Source organism: Sphingopyxis sp. USTB-05 (genome assembly GCF_023822045.1).
Taxonomy (GTDB): domain Bacteria; phylum Pseudomonadota; class Alphaproteobacteria; order Sphingomonadales; family Sphingomonadaceae; genus Sphingopyxis.
This window is the reverse complement of sequence record NZ_CP084712.1, coordinates 2,730,117-2,752,351: the sequence shown is the minus strand read 5'-3', so window position 1 is coordinate 2,752,351 and position 22,235 is coordinate 2,730,117. Positions and strand designations below refer to the sequence as shown.

At 65.4% G+C, this 22,235-nt stretch carries 20 protein-coding genes, 1 tRNA gene and 2 riboswitches; of the genes, 17 read left to right on the top strand and 4 right to left on the bottom strand.

Annotated elements, in window-relative coordinates; all coding sequences use genetic code 11:
• Positions 1–33 precede the first annotated feature (33 nt).
• The 14 genes from ftsZ (at position 34) to KEC45_RS12675 (ending at position 14,319) form a co-directional block, all read left to right on the top strand.
• Positions 34–1,479: a cell division protein FtsZ gene (gene ftsZ / locus KEC45_RS12740; protein WP_062178672.1), complete on the top strand. Its 1,446-nt coding sequence runs from the start codon at positions 34–36 to the stop codon at positions 1,477–1,479.
• Positions 1,480–1,540: 61 nt separating this feature from the next.
• Positions 1,541–3,391, top strand: a complete 1,851-nt coding sequence (locus KEC45_RS12735; protein ID WP_062183641.1) for a tetratricopeptide repeat protein — start codon at positions 1,541–1,543, stop codon at positions 3,389–3,391.
• Positions 3,388–4,560, top strand: coding sequence for a deoxyguanosinetriphosphate triphosphohydrolase (locus KEC45_RS12730; protein WP_062178675.1), 1,173 nt, complete (start codon positions 3,388–3,390; stop codon positions 4,558–4,560). The genes KEC45_RS12735 and KEC45_RS12730 overlap by 4 nt, the downstream gene beginning before the upstream one ends.
• Positions 4,553–5,200, top strand: coding sequence for an NAD-dependent dehydratase (locus KEC45_RS12725; RefSeq protein ID WP_062178678.1), 648 nt, complete (start codon positions 4,553–4,555; stop codon positions 5,198–5,200). The genes KEC45_RS12730 and KEC45_RS12725 overlap by 8 nt, the downstream gene beginning before the upstream one ends.
• 58 nt (positions 5,201–5,258) lie before the next feature.
• A riboswitch (glycine riboswitch) is annotated at positions 5,259–5,349 on the top strand.
• Positions 5,350–5,458, top strand: a riboswitch (glycine riboswitch).
• Positions 5,459–5,514: 56 nt separating this feature from the next.
• Complete coding sequence (gcvT, locus tag KEC45_RS12720; RefSeq protein WP_083435696.1) at positions 5,515–6,639, top strand: glycine cleavage system aminomethyltransferase GcvT; 1,125 nt, start codon at positions 5,515–5,517, stop codon at positions 6,637–6,639.
• 3 nt (positions 6,640–6,642) lie between these two features.
• Positions 6,643–7,014, top strand: a complete 372-nt coding sequence (gene gcvH / locus KEC45_RS12715; protein ID WP_062178681.1) for a glycine cleavage system protein GcvH — start codon at positions 6,643–6,645, stop codon at positions 7,012–7,014.
• 52 nt (positions 7,015–7,066) lie between these two features.
• Positions 7,067–7,882, top strand: a complete 816-nt coding sequence (locus tag KEC45_RS12710; protein WP_062178684.1) for a glycosyltransferase — start codon at positions 7,067–7,069, stop codon at positions 7,880–7,882.
• Between the two features lie 3 nt (positions 7,883–7,885).
• Positions 7,886–9,244 carry an aminomethyl-transferring glycine dehydrogenase subunit GcvPA gene (gene gcvPA, locus KEC45_RS12705; RefSeq protein ID WP_062178687.1) on the top strand — a complete coding sequence of 453 codons (1,359 nt, stop codon included), beginning with the start codon at positions 7,886–7,888 and terminating at the stop codon, positions 9,242–9,244.
• 32 nt (positions 9,245–9,276) lie between these two features.
• Entirely contained in the window at positions 9,277–10,785 is a 1,509-nt protein-coding gene (gene gcvPB / locus KEC45_RS12700) for an aminomethyl-transferring glycine dehydrogenase subunit GcvPB (protein WP_083435897.1), read from the top strand.
• The gene (locus KEC45_RS12695; RefSeq protein WP_062178694.1) at positions 10,785–11,132 is read left to right on the top strand and encodes a hypothetical protein; all 348 of its coding nucleotides are present in this window, start codon (positions 10,785–10,787) and stop codon (positions 11,130–11,132) included. The genes gcvPB and KEC45_RS12695 overlap by 1 nt, the downstream gene beginning before the upstream one ends.
• Positions 11,133–11,151: 19 nt before the next feature.
• Positions 11,152–11,598, top strand: a complete 447-nt coding sequence (locus KEC45_RS12690; protein ID WP_062178697.1) for an ABA4-like family protein — start codon at positions 11,152–11,154, stop codon at positions 11,596–11,598.
• On the top strand, positions 11,595–12,230 hold the full coding sequence (locus KEC45_RS12685) for a DUF938 domain-containing protein (protein WP_062178700.1): 636 nt from the start codon (positions 11,595–11,597) through the stop codon (positions 12,228–12,230). Before KEC45_RS12690 ends, KEC45_RS12685 begins: the two co-directional genes overlap by 4 nt.
• A 101-nt stretch (positions 12,231–12,331) precedes the next feature.
• Positions 12,332–13,891, top strand: a complete 1,560-nt coding sequence (locus tag KEC45_RS12680) for a fatty acid--CoA ligase (RefSeq protein WP_062178702.1) — start codon at positions 12,332–12,334, stop codon at positions 13,889–13,891.
• A gap of 74 nt (positions 13,892–13,965) precedes the next feature.
• On the top strand, positions 13,966–14,319 hold the full coding sequence (locus KEC45_RS12675; protein WP_062178704.1) for a hypothetical protein: 354 nt from the start codon (positions 13,966–13,968) through the stop codon (positions 14,317–14,319).
• A gap of 977 nt (positions 14,320–15,296) precedes the next feature.
• On the opposite strand, the gene KEC45_RS12670 is transcribed toward KEC45_RS12675, so the two are convergent.
• Complete coding sequence (locus KEC45_RS12670; RefSeq protein ID WP_062178710.1) at positions 15,297–15,920, bottom strand: glutathione S-transferase family protein; 624 nt, start codon at positions 15,918–15,920, stop codon at positions 15,297–15,299.
• Complete coding sequence (locus tag KEC45_RS12665) at positions 15,917–16,795, bottom strand: DMT family transporter (RefSeq protein ID WP_368389945.1); 879 nt, start codon at positions 16,793–16,795, stop codon at positions 15,917–15,919. Before KEC45_RS12665 ends, KEC45_RS12670 begins: the two co-directional genes overlap by 4 nt.
• Before the next feature lie 182 nt (positions 16,796–16,977).
• On the opposite strand from KEC45_RS12665, the gene KEC45_RS12660 reads away from it, so the two are divergent.
• The 3 genes from KEC45_RS12660 to ndhC all read left to right on the top strand — a co-directional run bounded on the left by KEC45_RS12660 (position 16,978) and on the right by ndhC (position 17,995).
• Positions 16,978–17,053: transfer RNA gene (locus tag KEC45_RS12660), tRNA-Trp, on the top strand.
• Positions 17,054–17,142: 89 nt separating this feature from the next.
• Positions 17,143–17,463: a multidrug efflux SMR transporter gene (locus KEC45_RS12655; protein WP_062178715.1), complete on the top strand. Its 321-nt coding sequence runs from the start codon at positions 17,143–17,145 to the stop codon at positions 17,461–17,463.
• 115 nt (positions 17,464–17,578) lie between these two features.
• A complete protein-coding gene (gene ndhC / locus KEC45_RS12650) occupies positions 17,579–17,995 on the top strand; it encodes an NADH-quinone oxidoreductase subunit A (protein ID WP_062178716.1) in 417 nt (138 codons plus the stop codon).
• Positions 17,996–18,021: 26 nt separating this feature from the next.
• On the opposite strand, the gene nagE is transcribed toward ndhC, so the two are convergent.
• Together nagE and ptsP are read right to left on the bottom strand one after the other, a co-directional pair.
• The gene (gene nagE, locus KEC45_RS12645; RefSeq protein WP_252171094.1) at positions 18,022–19,704 is read right to left on the bottom strand and encodes an N-acetylglucosamine-specific PTS transporter subunit IIBC; all 1,683 of its coding nucleotides are present in this window, start codon (positions 19,702–19,704) and stop codon (positions 18,022–18,024) included.
• Complete coding sequence (gene ptsP / locus KEC45_RS12640; protein ID WP_083435697.1) at positions 19,701–22,196, bottom strand: phosphoenolpyruvate--protein phosphotransferase; 2,496 nt, start codon at positions 22,194–22,196, stop codon at positions 19,701–19,703. The genes nagE and ptsP overlap by 4 nt, the downstream gene beginning before the upstream one ends.
• Between the last annotated feature and the right edge of the window lie 39 nt (positions 22,197–22,235).

Genomic DNA, 22,235 nt, shown 5'->3' with positions numbered 1-22,235 from the left:
GGCACCTGTCCGCCGCTGCAGGGAGACTATTTGATGAGCATCAATATTGGCCCGCCGCAGGTCGATGAGCTGAAGCCGCGCATCGCGGTGATCGGCGTCGGCGGCGCGGGCGGCAATGCCATCGCAAACATGATCGCAGCGCGCGTCGAGGGTGTCGATTTCGTCGTCGCCAACACCGATGCGCAGGCGCTGAACGCTTCGCCGGCCGAACGGCGCATCCAGCTGGGGACGCAGATCACCCAGGGGCTGGGCGCAGGTTCGCGGCCCGAGGTCGGACGCGCAGCCGCCGAGGAAAGCATCGCGCAGGTCGAAGAGGCGCTGAACGGTGCGCATATGTGCTTCGTTGCGGCGGGCATGGGCGGCGGCACCGGCACCGGTGCGGCACCGGTGATCGCCAAGGCGGCGCGCGACCGTGGCATTCTGACCGTCGGCGTCGTGACCAAGCCCTTCACGTTCGAAGGCAATCGTCGCATGCGCTCGGCCGAGGCCGGCATTGCCGAGCTTCAGGATCATGTCGACACCCTGATCGTCATCCCGAACCAGAATCTCTTCCTCGTCGCCAATCCGAACACGACCTTCAAGGAAGCGTTCACGATGGCCGACGAAGTGCTTCAACAGGGCGTGCGCGGTATCACCGACCTGATGGTCATGCCCGGCCTCATCAACCTCGACTTCGCCGACGTGCGCAGCGTGATGCGTGAGATGGGCAAGGCGATGATGGGCACCGGCGAAGCCGAAGGCGACGGCCGCGCGCTTGAAGCTGCTCAGAAAGCGATCGCCAATCCGCTGCTCGACGGCGTGTCGATGGCGGGCGCGAAGGGCGTCATCATCTCGATCACCGGCGGTGAAGACATGCGCCTGATGGAAGTCGACGAGGCCGCGAACCATATTCGCGAACTGGTCGATCCCGACGCGAACATCATCTGGGGCAGCGCCTTCAACGACAACCTCGACGGCAAGATCCGCGTCTCGGTCGTCGCGACCGGCATCGATGGCACGGGCGAAGCGGCGCAGGCCGCACCCGCGACGCGCAGCTTCTCCTTCGCTCCGGCACGCGCAGCGACGCCTGCGCCGGTTGCCGAAGAGGTCGTTGAGCCGGTGGTTCAGGAAGAGCCCGTCGTCGAAGCGCCAATCAGCCAGGACAATGACCCGGCGCCCGGTTTCTCGCTCGGCGATACCGCTGAACCTGCGCCTGCAGCGGCCGAAGAAGAGCCGATGGAGTTGTCGCAGGTCGCCGCGACCTATGACGATACCGCCGACGAGCTGATACTCGAAGCGCCCGAAGCGCCGGCCGAATATCGCCCGTCGACTGCTGCCGAAGCTCCCGCCGAATCGCCGGCTCGCTCCGTTGGCGGCGGCACCTTGTTCGAACGGATGTCGCGTCTCTCGCGCGGGGCTTCCGCCCCCGAAAGCGAAGATGGCGGTAAGGAAGACGGGGTCGATATCCCGCGCTTCCTCGGACGCCAGAACAACCAGTAACAGGGCTGTCGCGCGGCCGCCCGCCGGGCACGGCAGGCCGGAGATCGGGATGATTGTGCCCATGCGGCAAGTGAAATTGACGGCGAAGCCGGTGCGCGCGCATCATTATGTTCGCGCGCTCGGTGCGCTGTTGCTTGGGACGGCGGCTTTGTCGTCCGCATATGCACAGGTGACGCCGCCCGATGCGGCGACGAAGGCCGCGATGGAAAAGCGCAGTACCGCGCGCGCGCTCCTGTCGTCGGCGCTTGCCCGCATCGGTTCGAACAACAGCGACACTTCCGCGCTGCTCGACGCCGGCCGTGCGTCGATAGAGCTGGAGGATTATCGCGCCGCGCTCGGTTTCCTCGTCCGCGCCGAACAGGCCAGCCCGCGCGACGGCGCGGTCAAGGCGGCGCTCGGTTCGGCGATGGTTCATTCCGAAAATCCGACGCGCGCACTCGACTATTTCGGCGAGGCGCAGTTGCTCGGTGCGCCCGAACGCTTGTTCCTTGCCGACCGCGGTCTGGCGCGCGATCTTCTCGGCCAGCAGGACGCGGCGCAGCGCGACTATCAACTCGCGCTGTCGATCGCGCCGAACGATGAACTGACGCGGCGCTATGCGCTCTCGCTCGGGATCAGCGGCGATGCCGACCGCGCGATCCAACTGCTCACGCCGCAATTGCGGGCGCAGGACCGCGGGGCATGGCGCCTGCGCGCGATGATCCTCGCAATGAACGGGCGCGACAAGGAAGCGACCGAGATTCTCAATGCAACGATGCCGCCCGCGATGGCGCAGAATATTCAGCCCTATCTGACGCAGATGGACCGGCTCAATCCCGCGCAGCAGGCGGCTGCCGCGCATTTCGGTCGTTTCCCGAATGGTCAGCTCGGGCCCAAGCGCAAGCCGGTACAGGTCGCCGCGGCGGCGCCTGCTCCGGTCCTTCCGGCTGCGGCTCCGGCCGCGAAGCGCACTCCGATCAGCGACAAGCGCCAGCCGAGCACGTCTGTCGCTTCGACCCCGACGCCCGCGCCAGCCCCGCGGAAACTTGCATCTGCGTCTGTGGCGACGCCGCCCGCTTCGGCGACACCGTCGGCCGCGGCACCAGCGACGTCCGCTCCGGCCGCCGCTCCGGCGACGGGTGCGCCCGTGCTGCAGTCGCCGTTTCGGCAGACCATTCGCCAGCCCGTCGAATCATCGCCCGCACCCGTCGCGGCGCAGTCGCAATCGGCAACGCCAGCATCGGTTCCCACGGCGATGGCTGCGGCATCCGCGCCCATCGGCGCCAGCGTCGAAGCCGACAAGGGGCCGATCGGTCCGGGCTTTTCAATCTCGGAAATGGGCCGTTCGACGGCCGCTGTTCCCCAAGCTACGGCGTCGGCACCTTCCAGCACAATTGCACCCGCGGCAACCGTTACACCGGCACCCGCTTCGGCCGCGCCGCTCGCCTCGCTCGCCGATATCGTCGGGTCGATCGAGATTCCGGCCGAGGAACTCGCGCAATCGGGAAATGCGGTTGGCGCCGACACGCTCGCCAAATTGATGGATGACAAGCGCAAGGCCGAAGCCGCCGAGGCGGTGAAGCGCGAAAAAGACGCGGCCGCCGCGAAAGCCAAGGCCGAGGCCGATGCCAAGGCAAAGGAAGAAGCCGCAGAGAAAAAGGCCAATCCCGCGCGCATCTGGATCCAGGTCGCGACCGGCGCAAATGCCAAGGCTCTTGCAACCGACTTTGGCAAGTTCGCCAAAAAGAGCCCGGCAGTGTTCAAGGGCAAGTCGGGCGCCACGACCGAATGGGGCAAGACCCGCCGCCTGCTCGTCGGCCCGTTCAAGGACCGCAAGGCGGCGCAGGACTGGCTGGCCGACTATAAAAAGGCCGGCGGCGACGGCTTCCTTTTCAACAGCGAGGCGGGCCAGTCCGTCGATCCGGTCAAGTGAGCGTAGCAGCCTGCGCCAGCGACCCCGCATCCAGCCGCGGGCGCCGTCATGCGGAGCTTGGCCGCGTCGTCCGCGGCCCGCGCGACGACTTTCAGCGCGACCGCGACCGCATCATCCATTCGATCGCCTTCCGGCGCCTGCGTCACAAGACGCAGGTGTTCGTCGCCCCCGACGGCGACCATTATCGCGTCCGCCTGACCCACAGCATCGAGGTTGCGCAGATCGGCCGCGGCATCGCCCGCGCGCTCGGGCTCAACGAAGATCTGACCGAGGCGCTGTGTCTTGCGCACGACATCGGTCATCCGCCTTTCGGCCATGCGGGCGAGGATGCGTTGAAGGCGGCGATGGCCGGCCATGGCGGTTTCGACCATAACGGCCATACGCTGCGCACGCTCGCGCGACTCGAATGCCCTTATCCGCGCTTCGACGGCCTCAACCTGACGTGGGAAACGCTCGAAGGGCTCGCCAAGCATAATGGCCCCGTCAGGAACCCCGGCTGGGCACTTGCCGAGATTGACGCCGATTTCGGGCTCGAACTTGAAAGCCACGCGAGCCTTGAGGCACAGATTGCGGCGATCGCCGACGATATCGCCTATGACAATCACGATATCGACGATGGCCTGCGCGCCGGGCTGCTCGATCTCGACCAGCTGATGGAGCAACCCTTCGTTGCCGCCAATTACCGCGCAGTGGAGGATCGTTTCCCCGGCGCCCCGCGCGACCGTTTGTTACGCGAGCTCGTCCGCGACCAGATCGGCGTGATGGTCAACGACGTGATCGCCGCGACGGCCGCCAATGTCGCCGCAGCCGGGGTCGCGAGCGTCGAAGAGGTGCGCGCCGCAGGCCAGATGCTCGGCGGCTTTTCGCCCGAACTCGCGGTGCAGGAACGCGAACTCAAGCGGTTCATGTACACGAACCTCTATCACCATCCCGAACAACTCGCCGCCGCCGAGGCCGCGAACAAGGTCGTCGGCGACCTCTTCATCGCTTATGCTGGCGACCCGCGACTGATGGGCGAGGACTGGTCCGGGCGTCTGCCCTGCGAAGAATGCGCGACAAACCGGCATATCGGTGATTATATCGCCGGCATGACCGACCGCTTCGCCATCGACCGCTATGCCGAAATCTTTGGGCGCGACGCCGTGCCACAGGCTCTCGCGCATGCCTGACGCGCTGATCGTCGGCGCGACGGGGCTCGTCGGACGCGCGGTGATCGAACGCTTCGGATCGGCGCCCCTCACTGTCCTGGCCCGACGCGAGGTGGAGGGGCTGGCACTGCAGCACAAGGCACTTATTGCTCCATCAGAACGCTGGGGCGATGTCATCGCCGCCGAAAAACCGAAGCTTCTCATTTCCTGTCTCGGCACGACGATCCGGGTCGCGGGCTCGCAAGAGGCATTCCGTGCCGTCGATCACGACCTTGTCCTCGTTGCCGCACGCGGAGCAAGGGCGGGCGGCACGCCGCACATGATCGCGGTCAGCTCGGTCGGCGCCGCGGCGAAGAGCGCCAACTTCTATCTCCGCACCAAGGGTGAGACCGAGGATGATCTCGCAGCGCTCGGCTTCGCGCGGCTCGACCTGATCCGTCCGGGCCTGCTCCGCGGCGATCGGCCGGGGCCGCAGCGTCTGGGCGAGGGGCTGGCGACGATCGCCGCGCCGTTCACCGACGCATTGCTGCACGGCAGCTTCCGCCGCTACCGTTCGATTTCGGGCAATTGCGTCGCCGCCGCGATCGTGGCGCTTGCCGCGCAGGATGGTTCGGGCGTGCATATCCACGAAAACGACGAAATCCGCGCGCTCGCCGATTGACTCCTTAAAGGGGCAGCGCCAAGGCTCGCAACGTCTGTCGGGCCTCGCAAGAGATTCGACCGGCCGCGCGGGAGAGCGTGGGGGAAACCCCACCACCGAAGGAGCAACCGCCCCGGAAACTCTCAGGTCAGCAGGACCGCGCAGGCTGGAACGGACACTCTGGAAAGCGTTCCGGCTGTTCATTGCCGGAACCACCGAAGGGGTAACTCCATAATATATGGAGGAAAACTCTCAGGTTCCCGTGACAGAGGGGGCATGGCAACAGGGCGGCACCGGGCCGCGCCTTGCCGTGTCAACGACGACGGGAGTGCGACATGCGCGAAGATGAAGAAGTTCCGATCGAAACAGCCACCCTGCCGCTCGACGGCTGGCACCGGGCGAAGGGCGGCCGAATGGTCGAATTCGCCGGCTACTGGATGCCGATCCAATATGAAGGCATTATGGCCGAACATCTCTGGACGCGCGAAAGCGCCGGCCTGTTCGACGTAAGCCATATGGGCCAGCTATCGCTGTCGGGCGATCGCGTTGCCGAGGCGCTGGAGGCACTTGTTCCGGGCGACATCTCGGGGCTCAAGCCCGGCCGGATGCGCTATTCGCTGCTGCTCGATGAAGATGGCGGCATTCTGGACGATCTGATGATCACCAACGAAGGCGACCAGTTCGGCATCGTCGTCAACGGCGCGGTCAAATGGGAAGATATCGGCCACCTCCGCGAAAATCTGCCCGACGACATCACGCTCAACCATAATGAGGATTATGGCCTCCTCGCGCTGCAAGGGCCAAAGGCAGTCGATGCGCTCGCGCGGTTGGTCCCCGAGGCCGCAAATCTCGTTTTCATGCAGGCGGCGCGTACAATCTGGCAGGGCCATGCGATCGCGCTCAGCCGCTCGGGCTATACCGGTGAAGATGGCTTCGAGATTTCGCTCCCGAACGAAGCGCTTGAAGCCTTCGCCGATGCGCTCTGCGCAATGGAGGAAGTGAAGCCGATAGGTCTCGGCGCCCGCGACTCGCTGCGGCTCGAAGCCGGCCTGCCGCTCTACGGCCACGACCTGACTCCCGCGACCGATCCCGCCGAAGCCGACCTTGGCTTTGCGGTGAGCAAACGCCGCCGCGAAGAAGAGAATTTTCCCGGCGCCGCGCGCATTCTCGGTCATCTTGAGGATGGCCCACCGCGCAAACGCGTCGGCCTGCTCGTCGACGGCAAGCTTCCGGTGCGCGAGGGTGCCAAGCTTTTCGACGGCGAGGATGAGATCGGCGTCGTGACGTCGGGCGGCTTTGCCCCCAGCGTCGGCGCGCCCATCGCGATGGGCTATGTCCCGCGCGACCATGCCGTGCCCGGAACCGCGGTTGCCGCCGAGGTGCGCGGCAAGCTCGTCCATTGCACGGTCGCGGCGATGCCGTTCGTTCCGCATCGATATGTTCGTAAAACAGGAGGTTGAGTGATGCCGCGTTATTTTACCGAAGAGCATGAGTGGATCGATGTCGACGGCGATGTCGCGACCGTCGGCATTACCGACTTCGCGCAGGGCCAGCTTGGCGACATCGTGTTCGTCGAAGTTCCCGACACCGGCGCCGAACTCAGCAAGGGCGGCGATGCCGCGGTCGTTGAGTCGGTGAAGGCGGCAAGCGACGTCTATGCGCCGGTCGACGGCACCGTGACCGAAGGCAATGGCCAGCTCGAGGAAGATCCCTCGCTCGTCAATTCGGATCCCGAAGGCGAAGGCTGGTTCTTCCGCATGACACTCGGCGACAAGAGCCAGCTCGACGGCCTGATGGACGCTGCTGCGTACAAGGTCTTCTGCGACGCCCTGTAAACCTGGCCTGTAACCGATAGCCCCTCCCGCGGGCGGGAGGGGGAGGGACAAGATGACCGACGCCGCGCCAGCCAATTGCCGCCTGATGGTGGCGACGCCCATCTATGAGGGCGCGCAGGGCACTTATGTCCGCGCGGCGCTCGATCTTGCGCTCCGCGCGCAGGCGATGGGCGTGCCGGTCCGGTTCGAATTCATCCTCTATCAGCCGTCGATCTCGCGCGCGCGAAACATGCTGGCGGCGATGTTCCTCGCCAGCGACTGCACGCATATGTTGTTCATCGATGCGGATATTGATTTTTCGCCCGACGACATATTCTCGATGGTCCGCGCGATGGACGCCAACCCGGAAGTCGGCGTCCTCGGCGCGGCCTATCCGCGGCGAATGGTCAACTGGAGCAATGTCGCGCGCGCGGCAGAGCTTGGCCTCGCGAAGGAGAATCCGGCCGAGCTTGCACGTTATGCTGGCGAATTTGCGCTGCACTTTCTGCATCCCGAGCAGAATTTCAAGCTGACCGATCTGGTCGAGCTGTCGCGGCTCGGCACCGCGATGATGCTCATCCGCCGCGAGGTGCTGGAGGGGCTGCGCACATCTCTTCCCGACCTGGTCTTCCGTCCCGACCCGGCGGAGCGGCAGGCGCACCGCGTTGGCGAAACCGAGACTGCTTTCTTCTGCCCGCTCATCGACCCCGAAAGCCAGGCTTTGCTCTCGGACGACTATGCCTTCTGCCGCCGCGTCCGCGACGCCGGCTTTCGTATCTGGCTCGCGCCATGGGTCCATACGACCCATGCGGGACCGACCGTTTTCACCGGCACACTTGCCGACACCGCCCGGCTTTATTCCGTCAATCCAGCCTCTTCCCCGGAGTAGTTCATGCGTTATCTCCCTCTGACTTCCGATGATCGCGCGGCGATGCTCGCCAGCGTTGGCGCGTCGTCGATCGACGATCTGTTCGTCGACGTCCCCGCCGAAGCGCGACTGGACGGCCCGATCGCCGGCCTGCCGAACCATGCGAGCGAGCTTGCGGTCGAACGTCATATGGGCGCGCTCGCACGCCGCAGCCGCGCCGCGGGCGAGGGACCCTTTTTCCTCGGCGCCGGCGCCTATCGCCATCATGTGCCGGCAAGCGTCGATCATCTGATCCAGCGCGGCGAGTTCCTGACCGCCTACACGCCCTATCAGCCCGAAATCGCGCAGGGCACGCTGCAGATGCTGTTCGAATTCCAGTCGCAGGTCGCGCGGCTGCTCGGCACCGACGTTGCCAATGCGTCGATGTACGACGGCTCGACCGCGTGCTGGGAAGCAATCGTCATGGCGCGCCGCATCACCAAGCGCGCCAAGGCCTTGCTCTCGACCGGGCTTCACCCGCATTATCGCAGCGTTGCGCGCACGATGGCGAAATATACCGGCGATACGCTCGTCGACGGCGACCCCAGTCTCGAGGCTGGGACCGACTGGGCGGCGCTGGCCTCGGCGATCGACAAGGACACAAGCTGCGTCGTCGTCCAATATCCCGATATCCTTGGCCGCATCGATGATATGACGAAGCTGGCCGAGGCCTGCCAGGCGGCGGGTGCGCTGTTGATCGCGGTCGTGACCGAACCCGTCGCGCTCGGTCTCATCAAGTCGCCGGGCGAAATGGGCGCGGATATCGTCGTGGGTGAGGGCCAATCGCTTGGTGTCGGGCTGCAGTTCGGCGGACCCTATGTCGGCTTGTTCGCGTGCAAGACCAAATATGTCCGCCAGATGCCGGGTCGCCTGTGCGGCGAAACCGTCGACGCCAATGGCAAGCGCGGTTTCGTGCTGACGCTCTCGACGCGCGAACAGCATATTCGCCGCGAAAAGGCGACGAGCAATATCTGCACCAATTCAGGGCTCTGTGCGCTGGCCTTCAGCATCCATATGACGTTGCTCGGTGAAGCGGGCCTTCGTCAACTCGCCGCGATCAATCACGGCCGCGCGCAGGCTGCTGCCGCCGAACTCGCGAAGCTGCCGGGCGTGTCGGTGCTGAACAACAGCTTCTTCAACGAATTCACGCTGCTGCTTCCCACCGCGGCACGCCCGGTGATCCACAAGCTTGCGGAGCGGGATATCCTCGGCGGCGTCTCGCTCGGCCGCCTCTATCCCGACAATGAAGGCCTTGAAAACGGCCTCGTCGTCGCCGTGACCGAAACCGTGACCGAGGCGGATATCGCCGCCTTCGCCGCTGCCCTGAAGGAGGTGCTGGCATGACCGCGCTCAACCGCGCCGGCTGGCGCCCCGAAATGAATGTTGCCGGCGGTGCCGACGACAATGTCACCTTTACAGGAAACCGCGCGCTGATGCTCGAAGAACCGCTGATCTTCGAGATTGGCGGCAGCGAGACGACCGGGGTCGATTTCGACGAAACGGCACCTGCCTTTGACCTCGGCGGCCTTGCGCGCACCGCGCCCATCGGCCTGCCGGGCCTCAGCGAGTCCGAAACGGTGCGTCACTATACGCGCCTCAGCCGCCAGAATTATGCGATCGATCTCGGTCTCTTCCCGCTCGGTAGCTGCACGATGAAGCATAACCCGCGCCTCAACGAAAAGGTGGCGCGGATGCCCGGCTTTGCCGACGTCCACCCGCTGCAGCCGCAGGAAACGGTGCAGGGTGCCTATGCGGTGATCCACGAGCTCGCCGAATGGCTGATCACGCTCACCGGCATGCACAGCGTCGCGATGTCGCCCAAGGCCGGCGCGCATGGCGAACTCTGCGGTATCCTCTGCATCAAGGCGGCGCTCGAGGCGCGCGGCGAAGACCGCCGTGTCATCCTCGTCCCCGAAAGCGCGCACGGCACCAACCCCGCGACTGCGGCCTTTGCGGGCTTTACCGTCGAGGATATCCCGGCGACCGAGGCCGGCCGCGTCAACCTTGAAGCGTTGAAGGCACGCCTTGGCCCCGACGTCGCCGGGGTGATGATCACCAACCCTAACACCTGCGGCCTGTTCGAGCGCGACATGAAGGCGATCTCGGATGCGGTCCATGCTGCGGGCGGCTATGTCTATTGCGACGGCGCGAACTTCAACGCCATCGTCGGGCGCGTGCGCCCCGGCGACCTTGGCGTCGATGCTATGCATATCAACCTGCACAAGACCTTCTCGACCCCGCACGGCGGCGGCGGTCCTGGCTCGGGTCCGGTCGTGCTGTCCGAGGCGCTCGCGCCCTTCGCACCCCTGCCTTTCGTGACCCGGCAAGGCGACAGCTTCCGCCTGATCGAAGAGGAAAATGCGGGCGAGGATCATCCGCAGACCTTCGGCCGCATGACCGCCTTCCACGGTCAGATGGGCATGTTCACCCGTGCGCTGACCTATATCCTCAGCCACGGAGCCGACGGCCTCAAGCAGGTTGCCGAAGATGCGGTGCTCAACGCGAACTATGTGCTGCGCAGCCTCGAGGATGTGCTCGACGCGCCCTTCGGCCGCTCGGGGCCGTGCATGCACGAAGCACTGTTCAGCGATAAAGGCCTCGCCGAGGGTTTCTCGACGCTCGACATCGCCAAGGGGCTGATCGACGAGGGCTATCACCCGATGACGGTCTATTTCCCGCTCGTCGTCCATGGCGCGATGCTCGTCGAGCCGACCGAGACCGAGAGCAAGGCCGTGCTCGACCAGTTCATCGGCGCCCTCCGCAGCATCGCAATGCGCGCGAAGAACGGCGACCCGGCGCTGAAGACCGCGCCGCACTTCGCACCGCGCGCGCGCCTCGACGAGACGCTCGCGGCACGCAAGCCCGTCCTCGCCTGGGAGGGCTGATGACCGAACCGGCGCCCGGCCCCGAACGTCCCCAGCCGCGCTCCGGCGCGGGTTGCATCGCGGCCGGTGCGTTGTTCGCGATCGTCGCGCTTCTCGGCTGGCTGATCGCGATCACTGCCTATGGTCTTGTCGTCGAGCAATGGGAGATGGTCCGGGTTCGCCGCGAGTTCAGCTATGACTGGGCGTTCGTCTACGCACCGCTTTTCGCGATCGGGCTCGGCCTCGCGACGGCCTTCTTCATCTCGCGCCGCGCGTCGGCCGCGCGAATGACCTTGCTGATCACCGTCACCGGCGCCATTGCTTTGCTGGCGGGCGTCGTGCTGTTCGGGCTCGGCGGACTGATCTGACAGGGCGGGGGAGCGCGCGATGAGCTGGGACAATATCTTTCTGTTGGCCAATTACTGGGCTTTCGCGGGCTGGATCGCACTCGCCTTTCTGCCGCGCAGCCCGAAAATCCTCGCGGCGATCCTCTATGCGGGCGTCTTCCTGCTCTGCCTTGCCTATACGATATTGATCGTCGGTTTCCTGACCGGCGGCATCGACCCCGGCGGAGCGAGCGGGGCGGACTTCACCACGCTGAAGGGCGTGATGAAGCTGTTCGACAGCCCGGGCGGCGCGACGATGGGGTGGATCCATTACCTGGCCTTCGACCTTTTTACCGGCATGTGGATCGCGCGCGACGCCGATCAGAAGGGCTTCAGCCGCATCGTGCAATTTCCCTTCCTGTTTCTGACGCTGATGGCCGGCCCGGTGGGCTTGTTCGGCTGGCTGATCGTGCGTGAACGCCGCGCGCGGGCACAGGCGACCAAGTGACGCCGCAACCCTGGACGCCGGGGGAGGGCGCGCCGGGTGACAAGCGCCATGCACCGGCAACGCTGCGCAATCGCGACGCGATCGTTGCGGTTCTGCGCGATTGGCTCCCTGCGACCGGGTCAGTGCTGGAAGTCGCGAGCGGATCGGGCGAACATGCGGTGCATTTCGCCGCTGCTTTTCCGGATCTGGATTGGCAACCAACCGATCCCGACCCCGCCGGGCTGACGTCGATCGCGGCCTATCGCGTTGACGCCGGGCTGGCGAATATTGCTCCGCCGATCGCCCTCGATGCGGCGTCCGATGTATGGCCGTTGGACCGCGCCGATGCGATCCTCTGCATCAATATGGTGCATATCAGCCCGTGGGAGGCGACGACGGGCCTGCTCGCTGGCGCAGTCCGGCTGCTTGCCCGCGGCGCGCCGTTGATCCTTTACGGCCCCTATTTTGAGCCCGATGCCCCGACGGCGGAGAGCAATCTAGCCTTCGATGCCAGCCTGCGCAGCCGTAATCCTGCGTGGGGGCTTCGCGATACCGACGCCGTAAAAGCAGCCGCCGTCGATGCCGGTCTCGCCTTCGCTGAACGCCGCGCGATGCCTGCAAATAACCTGATGCTGTTGTTCCGCCGCACCTGACGGACCTGACAGTATGGGCGATCGGCGCTTTACGCGGCCCCCGCAGGCGCTAGCCTCTCACCAATTGCACGAAAGAGATGCGATTCGAGGAGAGAGAGGCGATGGGCCGCGACGTTTCGGACCTTTTCACATTTGACGAATTCTTGACCCATTGGGCCAGCGAGCGCCCCGATCGGGTGGCGCTGCGCGAAGAGGACCGCGTCTATACCTATGCCGAACTCGATGACCGCACTGCGCGGGCGGCGTCGGCGCTGATCGCGGCGGGGCTCCGGAAGGGCGACCGCATCGCGTGGATCGGCAAGAATAGCGACCTCTATTTCACCCTTTTCTACGGCGCGGCGCGCGCGGGGATCGTGATGGCACCGATCGGCTGGCGCCTCTCGCCGACCGAATGGGCCTTCATCGTCAATGATACGAAGGCGAAAATGGTCTTTGCTGGCCCGGGGTTCGATGCGCTCGCCGAACAGCTAGCGGGAAAGCTTCAGAACGATCCCAAGATCGTCGGCGCCGCCGACGCATGGTCGATGATCGACGGGGCCGAGCGCCTGTCCTTCGATCCGTCGGGTACCAACGACGCGGTGCTTCAGCTCTATACCTCGGGCACCACCGGCAACCCCAAGGGTGCGGTGCTGTCGAACCGCAATCTCTTCGCGCTGCGCAAACATTCGAACACGCTCGATCTGCCGTACACGAAATGGGAAGATGATGAGGCGGTGCTGGTCGCGATGCCGTGCGCGCATATCGGCGGCACCGGGCTCGGCATCATGGCGCTTGCCGCTGGATTGCCGGGCGTCGTGCTCGCGGAGTTCAACCCCGACGGGGTGTTCGACGCGGTCGAGCAGCACGGCGTCACCCGCTTCTTCATGGTTCCCGCGGCGCTCCAGATGCTGCTGATGCACCCGCGCTGCGCCAGCGTCGATTACAGCCGCCTCAAATATATCCTCTATGGCGCCGCGCCGATCCCGCTCGAACTGCTGCGCCAGTGCATCGCGGTCTTCGGCGCGCAGTTCATCCAAGCTTATGGGATGACCGAGACGACGGGCACGATCTCGATGCTGCCGCCCGAGGATCACGACCCGGAAGGCAATGTGCGGATGCGGTCGGCGGGCAAGGCGCTTCCCGGCGTCGAAATCGTCATCCTCGGACCCGACGGTCAATCCGTTCCGACGGGCGAAGTGGGTGAGGTGGTCACCCGCTCTTCGAACAATATGCTGGGATATTGGAATCTGCCCGACGCGACGGCAAATACGATGACGGACGAGGGCTGGATCCGTACCGGCGATGCGGGCTATCTCGACGCCGACGGCTATCTCTTCATCCACGACCGGATGAAGGACATGATCATCACCGGCGGCGAGAATGTCTATCCGGCCGAAGTCGAAAGCGCGATCTTCGGCCATCCGGCGGTGCAGGAAGTCGCTGTGATCGGCATTCCCGACCAGAAGTGGGGGGAGACGGTGAAGGCGGTCGTCGTCGCCAAACCCGGAACGAGCGTCGAAGAAGCCGACATCATCGCCTGGGCGCGCGAACGCATTGCTCCCTTCAAATGCCCGCGCAGCATCGACGTGATCGATGCGCTGCCCCGGAACGCCAGCGGCAAGATTTTGAGAAAAGACCTGCGCGCTCCCTATTGGGAGGGCTATGAGCGGATGGTGAATTGAACGCCTGACGTTTCTTTGGCGCACATGTCGTCGGTAACGGCAGGTTCATTTGCCTGATGCTTTAGCGCGTCGCGATGGAAAACCTCATCGATTTCTACCGCCCGCTGAGCTCCGCGCTGGGCATGAGCACCGGTGCGTCGGACAGCCTGCTGCACGTCCACGGCGGCATGGTCGTCCTGTTTCTTGCGCGAATCGTGACACGGCGTTCGCTTGCGACATGGACGCCGTTTCTGTTCGTCCTGGCTGCGGCCATCGCAAAGGAGGTCGCCGATCGCATCGCACATGGTGCCTGGCGAATGCCCGACAGCGCGTTCGATGTCCTCAATACGATATTCTGGCCGTTCGTCCTGATGGTCGGGCTACGCTGGCGCCGGGCACGCCCGGACGGTTTCCAACGCGCACGCGGATCGGAGCAAGGCGACGGGTAGCGACCGATTGCTGCGCTCTGGCTTATCGGCCCGCTCGCATCGAGCGAAGTCGAGATGCCCCTCGGGCCAGGCTCGACGTCGATGGATGTCTCGACTTCGCTCGACACGAACGGAGAAAGAGAGTGGCTTAAGCTGCCCTCCACATCCTCGTCACCCCGGACTTGATCCGGGGTCCCGCTAGAAGTCGGTGAGTGCGTCAAAAAGCGGGATCCCGGGTCAAGCCCGGGATGACAAGGCGAAGAAACGACCGGACACTAACGACGGTAATGTGTGCCCCGGCGAAGGCCGGGGTCCAGGGCGGCAATCCGCACAGCTCGGCTTTCGAAAGCCCTGGGCCCCGGCCTTCGCCGGGGTACAACATAGTAGCAAACGCCTGCTCCCACGCCAAAACAGACATCGCCTTCAAATAGGTCTTTCCTACATTATTCGGCTGTGCCAGCCTTCATCCGGCTCTTTCATTCGGTGAACAAAAAGATGGTCGCTGCCCCGCTTGCGAGTGCAGCCATGATCGGACGTGCCGCGGACATCCAGCATTCCGCGACTTGCAAATCGGGGCGCTCACAGGGCTGAACTTTCCTGAACTTTGGAATATTGCGCGGCTGTTGCGCCGATCCGATCCGGATCCAGCCGGGCGATGTCCAAAGAGGGTACCCCAAAGTCGCCGCCACCCCGATACCAGAAGCCGCTGTCCTACATCGTCCCGTCGTGCCAGCCGCCAGCACGCTCTTAGACATCGTCGGCCTTCGCCATCCGCCCCTAAAGCGACAAAGGAAACATTTTCGACGCGCACGTCCGTATCTTTTGTCGCTTTAAGCGCGGGAGAATGTGAAAGCCAACTTCTGCGGCGCACCATAAATTGGCCCCACATACGGCCTTTCACGCGACCTACACCCCGAAAGGCCGATGCGTTTTCCTCGTTGGCTTTGCCATGCACGGGGGGCACGAAGGGCTCCACCAAATGGTGGAGCCCTTTTTCGTTATTCGGCTGCTTTCTGGCGCTGCCGCGCGCGCTGAAACCCCTCGCGCGCCATACAGCGGCCGAGCCACGCCTTCGTCGCATCGCCAAGTACATCGTCAGCACGCAATGTCGTCGCGAGGAAGGCTGCATAGCCGATCACGATGTCGGCAATGGTAAAGCGATCCGCGACGAGCCACTCGCGGCCGTCGGCCAGCGCTGCCTCGATGCTCTTCGCGCGGCCGCCAAAGAACGCCTTATAGTCCTCGACCGCCTGGGCAAGCCGGCGCTCCTCGGGTTCGACGCGCGTGTAGCGGATCATGATCGCGAGCGGGAAGGTCAGCGTCGCATCGCTGCGGTGCAGCCAGTTGCGCCACGCCCAATAATCATTCTCGTCGCGGTGAACCTCCAGCGGAGTTCCTTCGGCGATGCGTTCGCAGATCGCGGCGGACTCGGTCATCAACTGGCCGTTCTCGACCCAGCCGGGGATCGTCATCAACGGATTGACGGCGCGATAATCGGGCTCGAACGCGCGCGGGGGGAATTTCAGCAGGCGCAGGTCCACGTCGATCCCGGCTTCCTCGACCGCCCACAGGCAGCGCAGCGAGCGGGCGTCGGGGCAGTGATAGAGGATCGGTAATGTCATGCAGCAACCTCCTTGGGCCGGTCGATATGGCGGCGATGCTCGCGCCAGGCGATGAACAGGCCCGACGCGATGATCAAGGGGGCACCGACCCAGGTCGTGTCGGCGGGCAGCGTGCCAAAGAACCACCAGCCGGCGGCGATCGCCCATAGCAGGCTTGAATAATCCATGGGGATGACGACCGACACGGGGGCGAGGCGCAGCGCGCCGGTCAGCGACATCTGGACGACGGCGCCAAGAAAGCCGAGGCCGACCAGGAGCAGCCATTCGCGGCCGTCATGCGGCGTGAAGACAAAGGGCAGGGCGATCCCGAGCGGGATCATGGACAAGAGGCTGAACCAGAAAACGATCGTCCCCGCATTTTCTGTTCGGCCAAGGTCGCGTACCGCAATCGTGATCAGCGCCGTCATGACCGCGCCGGTGAGCGCAATCAGCGTGCCGACGCCATGCGTTCCGCCGAAGCCGCCGGCAAAGCCCGAAATCGGGTCGAGCACGACGAGGACGCCGACAAAGCCGATGATCACCGCGCTCCATCGCTGCCACCCTGTCGCCTCGCCCAGCAGGATCGCCGCAAAGATCACCGCGAAAATCGGCACCGACAGGCTGATCGTCGTCGCTTCCGCCATCGGCAGCAGGATCATGGCGCCGAAATTGCAAGCCATGCCGGTCAGGCCCATCAGCATCCGCCGTGCATGCGCGCCGATGCGCTGCGTCTTCAGTGACGACAGGCCACCGGTCGCCTGTACCCAGACCAGCAGGAAGGGCAGGACGAGCGCCTGGCGCCAGAACAGGCTCTCGACGATATGGATATCGGCAGCGTCGATCATTTTGACGAGCACGAACATCAGCGACAGGCTGACCATCGCGAGCAGGCGCAATCCGATTCCGCCCAGATAATTTTGCGGAGGCCCGTCGGGCGGGGCGGGGGCCGGGGACGGGGACCGGGCGGGGGACGGCGCTGCGCTCATGCAAAATTGCGCATATCAGCCCCGCCCGCACGCGCAACCCGTCATCCCTCTTGCCCCGCCCCTGCAATCCGGCTAGTGGCGCACTCCGGCCTAGGGGTATAGCTCAGTTGGTAGAGCATCGGTCTCCAAAACCGAGGGTCGCGGGTTCGAGTCCTGCTGCCCCTGCCAGGCCGCCTTCCAGAGGCCACGTCCTCGCCTGCACATGATGCGGGTTTCCCAAGTCCGGGACGGCCCGGCAGCCTTTGAAGGAGGCTGTCATGGCCTGGATTTATCTGACGATCGCCGGAATTTTCGAAATCGTGTGGGCCTATTCGATGAAGCAGTCCGAGGGTTTCACGCGCCCTGGCGCGACCGCCATCACGATCGGCGCGATGATTATAAGCTTCGCATTGCTCTCCTTATCCATGAAGTCGCTGCCACTCGGCACCGCTTACACGATCTGGACCGGGATCGGCGCGGTCGGGGCGTTTCTTGTCGGCATCTTCGTCCTCGGTGAACAGGCGAATGCGATGCGGATCGCCGCCGCGCTTCTGATCGTCAGCGGACTGGTGATGATGAAGCTTTCATCGTCCGTCTGACCGGCGTTGACCAAAATCAGCGAGGCCACGTCCTCCCCGGCGCGTTCGGCTCTGGCATGGGCGGGTGCGTCGGCATCAGGTCCGGGACGGCCCGGCGACTTCGAAGGAGGCCGCCATGCCGTCCCAATCCGTATCCGGCGCCAATCTGGCGTCGTCGTCCACGCTGTTGCTCGACTATCTTCCGATCCTGATCTTCATGGGCGTCGCGCTGGCGCTGTCGCTCCTGTTCGTCTTCTTGCCGATGGCGGTGTCGCGCGTCACCGGCGCTCACGCGCCGGACAGTGAGAAACTCTCCGAATATGAGTGCGGCTTTCCCGCCTTCGAAGCACCGCGCAAGCCGTTCGACGTCCGTTTCTATCTGGTCGCGATCCTGTTTATCATTTTCGACCTTGAGGCTGCCTTCCTCTTTCCCTGGGCCATCGTCGTCGACGATCTCGGCTGGGAAGCATGGGGCGCCATGATGGTCTTTTTGGGCATCTTGACGGTAGGTTTCATCTACGAATGGAAAAAGGGCGCGCTCGATTGGGACTAGCCAGGGCCGAAGGCGACCGCGCTAAGTCATAGCAGGATGTGGCAGACGTCGGTTTGCGGGCGGGCGATCCCGTGCGTGATCCGTACGAGAGCGCCCTCGTCGACGCGCGCGGGGTCGGCGAGCTCGACGCGGAAGCGGCCGTGAAGCGCGTGAACGGTGCGGAGGTTGGCGTCGCCGCCGAGCGCGCCAACGACTTCGGCGGGCAGCCCGGAAGCATCGGTGCTGCCGGCGATCACCGGCCGATGTGTGGCAGCGACCGCGGCGCCGCTCCACGCCAGCGCGCCGCGGATCTCTTCGGCGACCAGGTCGGCAATCGGTCCGAGCACCACCTGCGCCGCCTTTTTCGACGGGCGGATGATGCCGCGCGCGCCGAGCGAGGACAGCGCGGCGTCGTCGATCGCTTGTTGGTCGGCGACGATCAGGCGGAGGCGCGTGGTACAGGCATCGACGCTGACCAGGTTGGCCGCGCCGCCGAGCGCCGCGACAAAGGCTTCGCCCCGCGCGCCGCCCGCCGATGCAGTGGCGGTTTCGGCGACCACGCCCTTTTCGCGTCCGGGCGTCGCGAGGTCGAAACGGCGGATGAAGAAGCGGAACAGGCCGTAATAAAGCACTGCATATACGGCCCCCACCGGCAGCAGCATCCACGGCCGCGTCGCGAGGCTGAAGTTCAGCACATAGTCGAACAGCCCCGCCGAGAATCCGAAACCGAGCTTTACGTCGAGCGCGTTCATCAGCGCCATTGCGACTCCGGTCAGCAGCGCGTGGATCGCGTAGAGCAACGGCGCGACGAACATGAAGGTGAATTCGATCGGTTCGGTCACGCCGGTCAGAAAGCTGGTAAAGGCAAGGCTGAAGAGCATGCCGCCAACCGCCTTGCGTCGTTCGGGCCGCGCTTCATGATACATCGCGAGGCACGCGGCCGGCAGGCCAAACATCATCACCGGGAAAAACCCCGACATGAACGCGCCGGCATTGGGGTCGCCGGCGAAGAAGCGGCGCAAATCCCCAGTCGCTCCCTGGAAATCGCCGACGACGAACCAGGCGGCATTGTTGATGATGTGGTGGAGACCGGTGACGATGAGCAGCCGGTTCAGCACGCCATAGACGAACAGGCCGGCGCCGCCGCTTTCGACGACCGTACGGCTCGCGGCATCGATCGCGCCGCTGATATGCGCATAGCCATAGCCCAGCACGGCCGCGAGCAGCAGCCCCGCGACACCGCTTGCGATCGGCACGAAGCGCCGGCCGCCGAAGAAGGCGAGGTATTCGGGCAGCGCAATGGTCGCGAAGCGGTTGTAGAAATTGCCGCCGATCAGCCCCGACAATATGCCGATCGGGACCTCCAGCTTGTCGATCTGTGTCAGCGCCCAATTTTTCGCGGCCAAGGCCGCTGCCGCCTCGGGCAAGCCTGCGCCCACGTCGAGCGGCGCGGTCAGAAAGGTTTGGGCGCCGGTGGTGGTGACCAGATAGCAGACGACGCCCGCAAGCGCTGCGGCGCCATTGCCGTCGCGCGCGAAACCGACCGCCACGCCGATCGCGAAGAGGATGCCCAGATTCTCGAAGATCGCGGCGCCCGCAGCCGAGATGAAGGCAATGTCGAGCAGGTCGGGCTGACCGATGCGCAGCAGCAGACCCGCGATCGGCAGCACCGCGATCGGCAGCATCAGCGCGCGGCCAAGCGGCTGGAGCGTTTCGAGCATCTTTCTCATCGACGTGTCTCCTCGAAAGCGCGGGCGAGCGCACGAACCTCGGCTGCCGACTTGCATTGCAACGCGAGCTCGGCATGCGCACGCGCTTCGATCCGGGTCAGCCCGCGCACAATCTGCTTCGCCTCTGCGACGAAACCGGGGACGGCCGACAATTCGGTGACGCCGAGCCCGATCAGGATCGGCAGTGCCGCGGGATCGGAAGCGAGCCCGCCGCACACCCCGACCCAGCGCCCGCGCGGGGCCGCGAGGCGACAGGTCTCGCCGATCATGCGCAGCACCGCCGGGTGCATCGCGTCGACCCCGGCAGCGACCGCAGGATTGCCGCGATCCATCGCGAGCACATATTGGGTGAGGTCGTTGGTGCCGATCGACAGAAAGTCGGCCTCGGTGGCGAGCAGGTCGGCGGTCATCGCAGCGGCCGGGGTTTCGACCATCACGCCCACTTCGACCGGCGACGCGATTCCCATTTCGCCGCGGAGGCGGTCGACGATTGCCCGGACCTGCCGCAGTTCATCGACGCTTGCGACCATCGGGATCATGATCCTGCACTGACCGACGGGCGCCACGCGCAGGATCGCGCGGAGCTGCGTTTCCAACAGTATGGGCTGCGCAAGCGCAACGCGGATGCCGCGCTGGCCGAGCGCGGGGTTCTCCTCGTGGGCGAACGGAATATAGCCGGCTGGCTTGTCGCCGCCGATGTCGAGCAGGCGGATGATCACCGGTTTGCCCGCGAGCGCGTCCGCGATGCCCTGATAGGCGGCGTATTGCTCCTCCTCCGACGGCGCGGTGTCGCGGTCCAGGAACAGGAATTCGCTGCGGACGAGCCCCGATCCCTCGGCGCCCTGCGCGGCGGCGACCGCGGCGTCCTCGACCGTGCCGATATTCGCGAAGATTTCGATGCGCGCGCCATCGGCAGTCTGGCAGGCGTCGCTTGCCGCCGCCTGCGCCGCCGCGCGCCTCGCATAGCGCTTTGCGAGCCGTGAGGTAAAGGCCTCGTCGTCCACTGTCCCCGGATTTGCGGTCAGATGGCCGAGTTCGGCATCGAGCAGCAACGGCGTGCCGTCTTCGATATTGTCCAGCGCATCGCCCATCGCGACGAGTGCGGGCAAGCCGAGCCCCGCGCACAGGATTGCGACATGCGAGGTCGGGCCGCCGCGAACGAGGCACAGGCCCGCCGGTTTCGCGGCGGCAAGAGTGAGCAGCTGCGACGGCAGTAAATCCTCGGCAACGACGATCGCCCCGGCCGGAACCGCAGTACCGTCGAGCGACGTGCCGGTCAGCGCCGCCAGCAATTGCCGCTCGATGTCGACAAGGTCGTCGGCGCGTTCGATCAGATGCGCATTGCCCGTGGCGCGGATCGCGTCGATCTGATCGTGGATTGCGCCGCGCCATGCGAAGCCCGCGCTACGTCCCTCAGCTATGCGCTTTTCCGCGCCCGCGAGCAGTTCAGGATCGTCAAGCAGCGCGACATGCGCGTGCATGACCGCCGCGACGCTGCCCTCCGCGTCGTCGGCTCGCGCGGCGATCCGGCCGCGGACATCGTCGCGTGCGGCGCGCAGGGCGCTTCGTTCCGCGGAGGCGCCATTGCCGTCGCGCGCGACGGCAATGGCGACCTGCCGCAGCCGCGCCGCCGGCCCCTTGGCAAGGCCGGGCGAGGCGATCACACCGCCGATCTGTCCTGCGCGCAGCAACGATGCTTCAACCGATCCGGCCGTCGCGACGAGGGCTGCAGGCGCGCTTTCACCCATATCGGTTGCCAGCAACGCGACGATGGCGGCAAGCGCCGCTTCGGCATCGGCGCCGCGCGCCTGCACGAGGACTTCGTCGCCCAGACGGGTGCCAAGTGCGAGCAGCGCCACGGTGCTCCGCGCATCGCCGCGCTTGTCGCCGTTCAGCAGATGTATGTCGGCTTCAAAGCCACGCGCGGTTTCGCCGATCCGCGCGGCAGGGCGGGCATGGATGCCGTGCGGCAGCGACAGCGTCACCGCCTGCTCGACCACGGTTCCGTCATCCGACCGGCGCCTCGCCTCGGCCTGCACCGGAACGAGCGTCATCAGCGCCTCGCATGCGCCGACCGAACAATCGACGGTGCGGCGGCTGATTGCAAAGGCGTCGGCGTTGGTCACGATGACCGGGGTGATCAGGCTGGTGGCCGCGAGAGCGACGGCGTCCAGATCGAAGCGGATCAACGGATCGCCGCGCGACACCTTGTCGCCGATTGCAACGAGCGGGGTAAAGCCTTCGCCCTTCAGCATCACCGTATCGAGCCCGATATGGATCAGCACTTCGGCGCCCTCGGCGCTGCGCAATGAAATGGCGTGGCCCGCGTCGTGAAGCGTCACCACCTCGCCGTCGAACGGCGCGACGACGGTGTCGCCGAGCGGCTGGATCGCAACGCCGTCGCCCATCATGCGCTGCGCAAAGACCGGGTCCGGAACGCTGTCCAGCGTCGTCGCCCATCCTCTGAGCGGAGAGGTGATGATCAGGCTCATCGGTTCATTCCCCAAAACTTTCGCCGCTTGTTGTCGCAC

Excerpts from the sequence above, each read along its gene's own strand:
- ftsZ (WP_062178672.1), top strand. The coding sequence starts at position 34 with ATGAGCATCAATATTGGCCCGCCGCAGGTCGATGAGCTGAAGCCGCGC.
- KEC45_RS12735 (WP_062183641.1), top strand. The coding sequence starts at position 1,541 with ATGCGGCAAGTGAAATTGACGGCGAAGCCGGTGCGCGCGCATCATTAT.
- KEC45_RS12725 (WP_062178678.1), top strand. The coding sequence starts at position 4,553 with ATGCCTGACGCGCTGATCGTCGGCGCGACGGGGCTCGTCGGACGCGCG.
- gcvT (WP_083435696.1), top strand. The coding sequence starts at position 5,515 with ATGCGCGAAGATGAAGAAGTTCCGATCGAAACAGCCACCCTGCCGCTC.
- gcvH (WP_062178681.1), top strand. The coding sequence starts at position 6,643 with ATGCCGCGTTATTTTACCGAAGAGCATGAGTGGATCGATGTCGACGGC.
- KEC45_RS12710 (WP_062178684.1), top strand. The coding sequence starts at position 7,067 with ATGACCGACGCCGCGCCAGCCAATTGCCGCCTGATGGTGGCGACGCCC.
- gcvPA (WP_062178687.1), top strand. The coding sequence starts at position 7,886 with ATGCGTTATCTCCCTCTGACTTCCGATGATCGCGCGGCGATGCTCGCC.
- gcvPB (WP_083435897.1), top strand. The coding sequence starts at position 9,277 with ATGAATGTTGCCGGCGGTGCCGACGACAATGTCACCTTTACAGGAAAC.
- KEC45_RS12695 (WP_062178694.1), top strand. The coding sequence starts at position 10,785 with ATGACCGAACCGGCGCCCGGCCCCGAACGTCCCCAGCCGCGCTCCGGC.
- KEC45_RS12690 (WP_062178697.1), top strand. The coding sequence starts at position 11,152 with ATGAGCTGGGACAATATCTTTCTGTTGGCCAATTACTGGGCTTTCGCG.
- KEC45_RS12680 (WP_062178702.1), top strand. The coding sequence starts at position 12,332 with ATGGGCCGCGACGTTTCGGACCTTTTCACATTTGACGAATTCTTGACC.
- KEC45_RS12675 (WP_062178704.1), top strand. The coding sequence starts at position 13,966 with ATGGAAAACCTCATCGATTTCTACCGCCCGCTGAGCTCCGCGCTGGGC.
- KEC45_RS12670 (WP_062178710.1), bottom strand. The coding sequence starts at position 15,920 with ATGACATTACCGATCCTCTATCACTGCCCCGACGCCCGCTCGCTGCGC.
- KEC45_RS12655 (WP_062178715.1), top strand. The coding sequence starts at position 17,143 with ATGGCCTGGATTTATCTGACGATCGCCGGAATTTTCGAAATCGTGTGG.
- ndhC (WP_062178716.1), top strand. The coding sequence starts at position 17,579 with ATGCCGTCCCAATCCGTATCCGGCGCCAATCTGGCGTCGTCGTCCACG.
- nagE (WP_252171094.1), bottom strand. The coding sequence starts at position 19,704 with ATGAGAAAGATGCTCGAAACGCTCCAGCCGCTTGGCCGCGCGCTGATG.
- ptsP (WP_083435697.1), bottom strand. The coding sequence starts at position 22,196 with ATGAGCCTGATCATCACCTCTCCGCTCAGAGGATGGGCGACGACGCTG.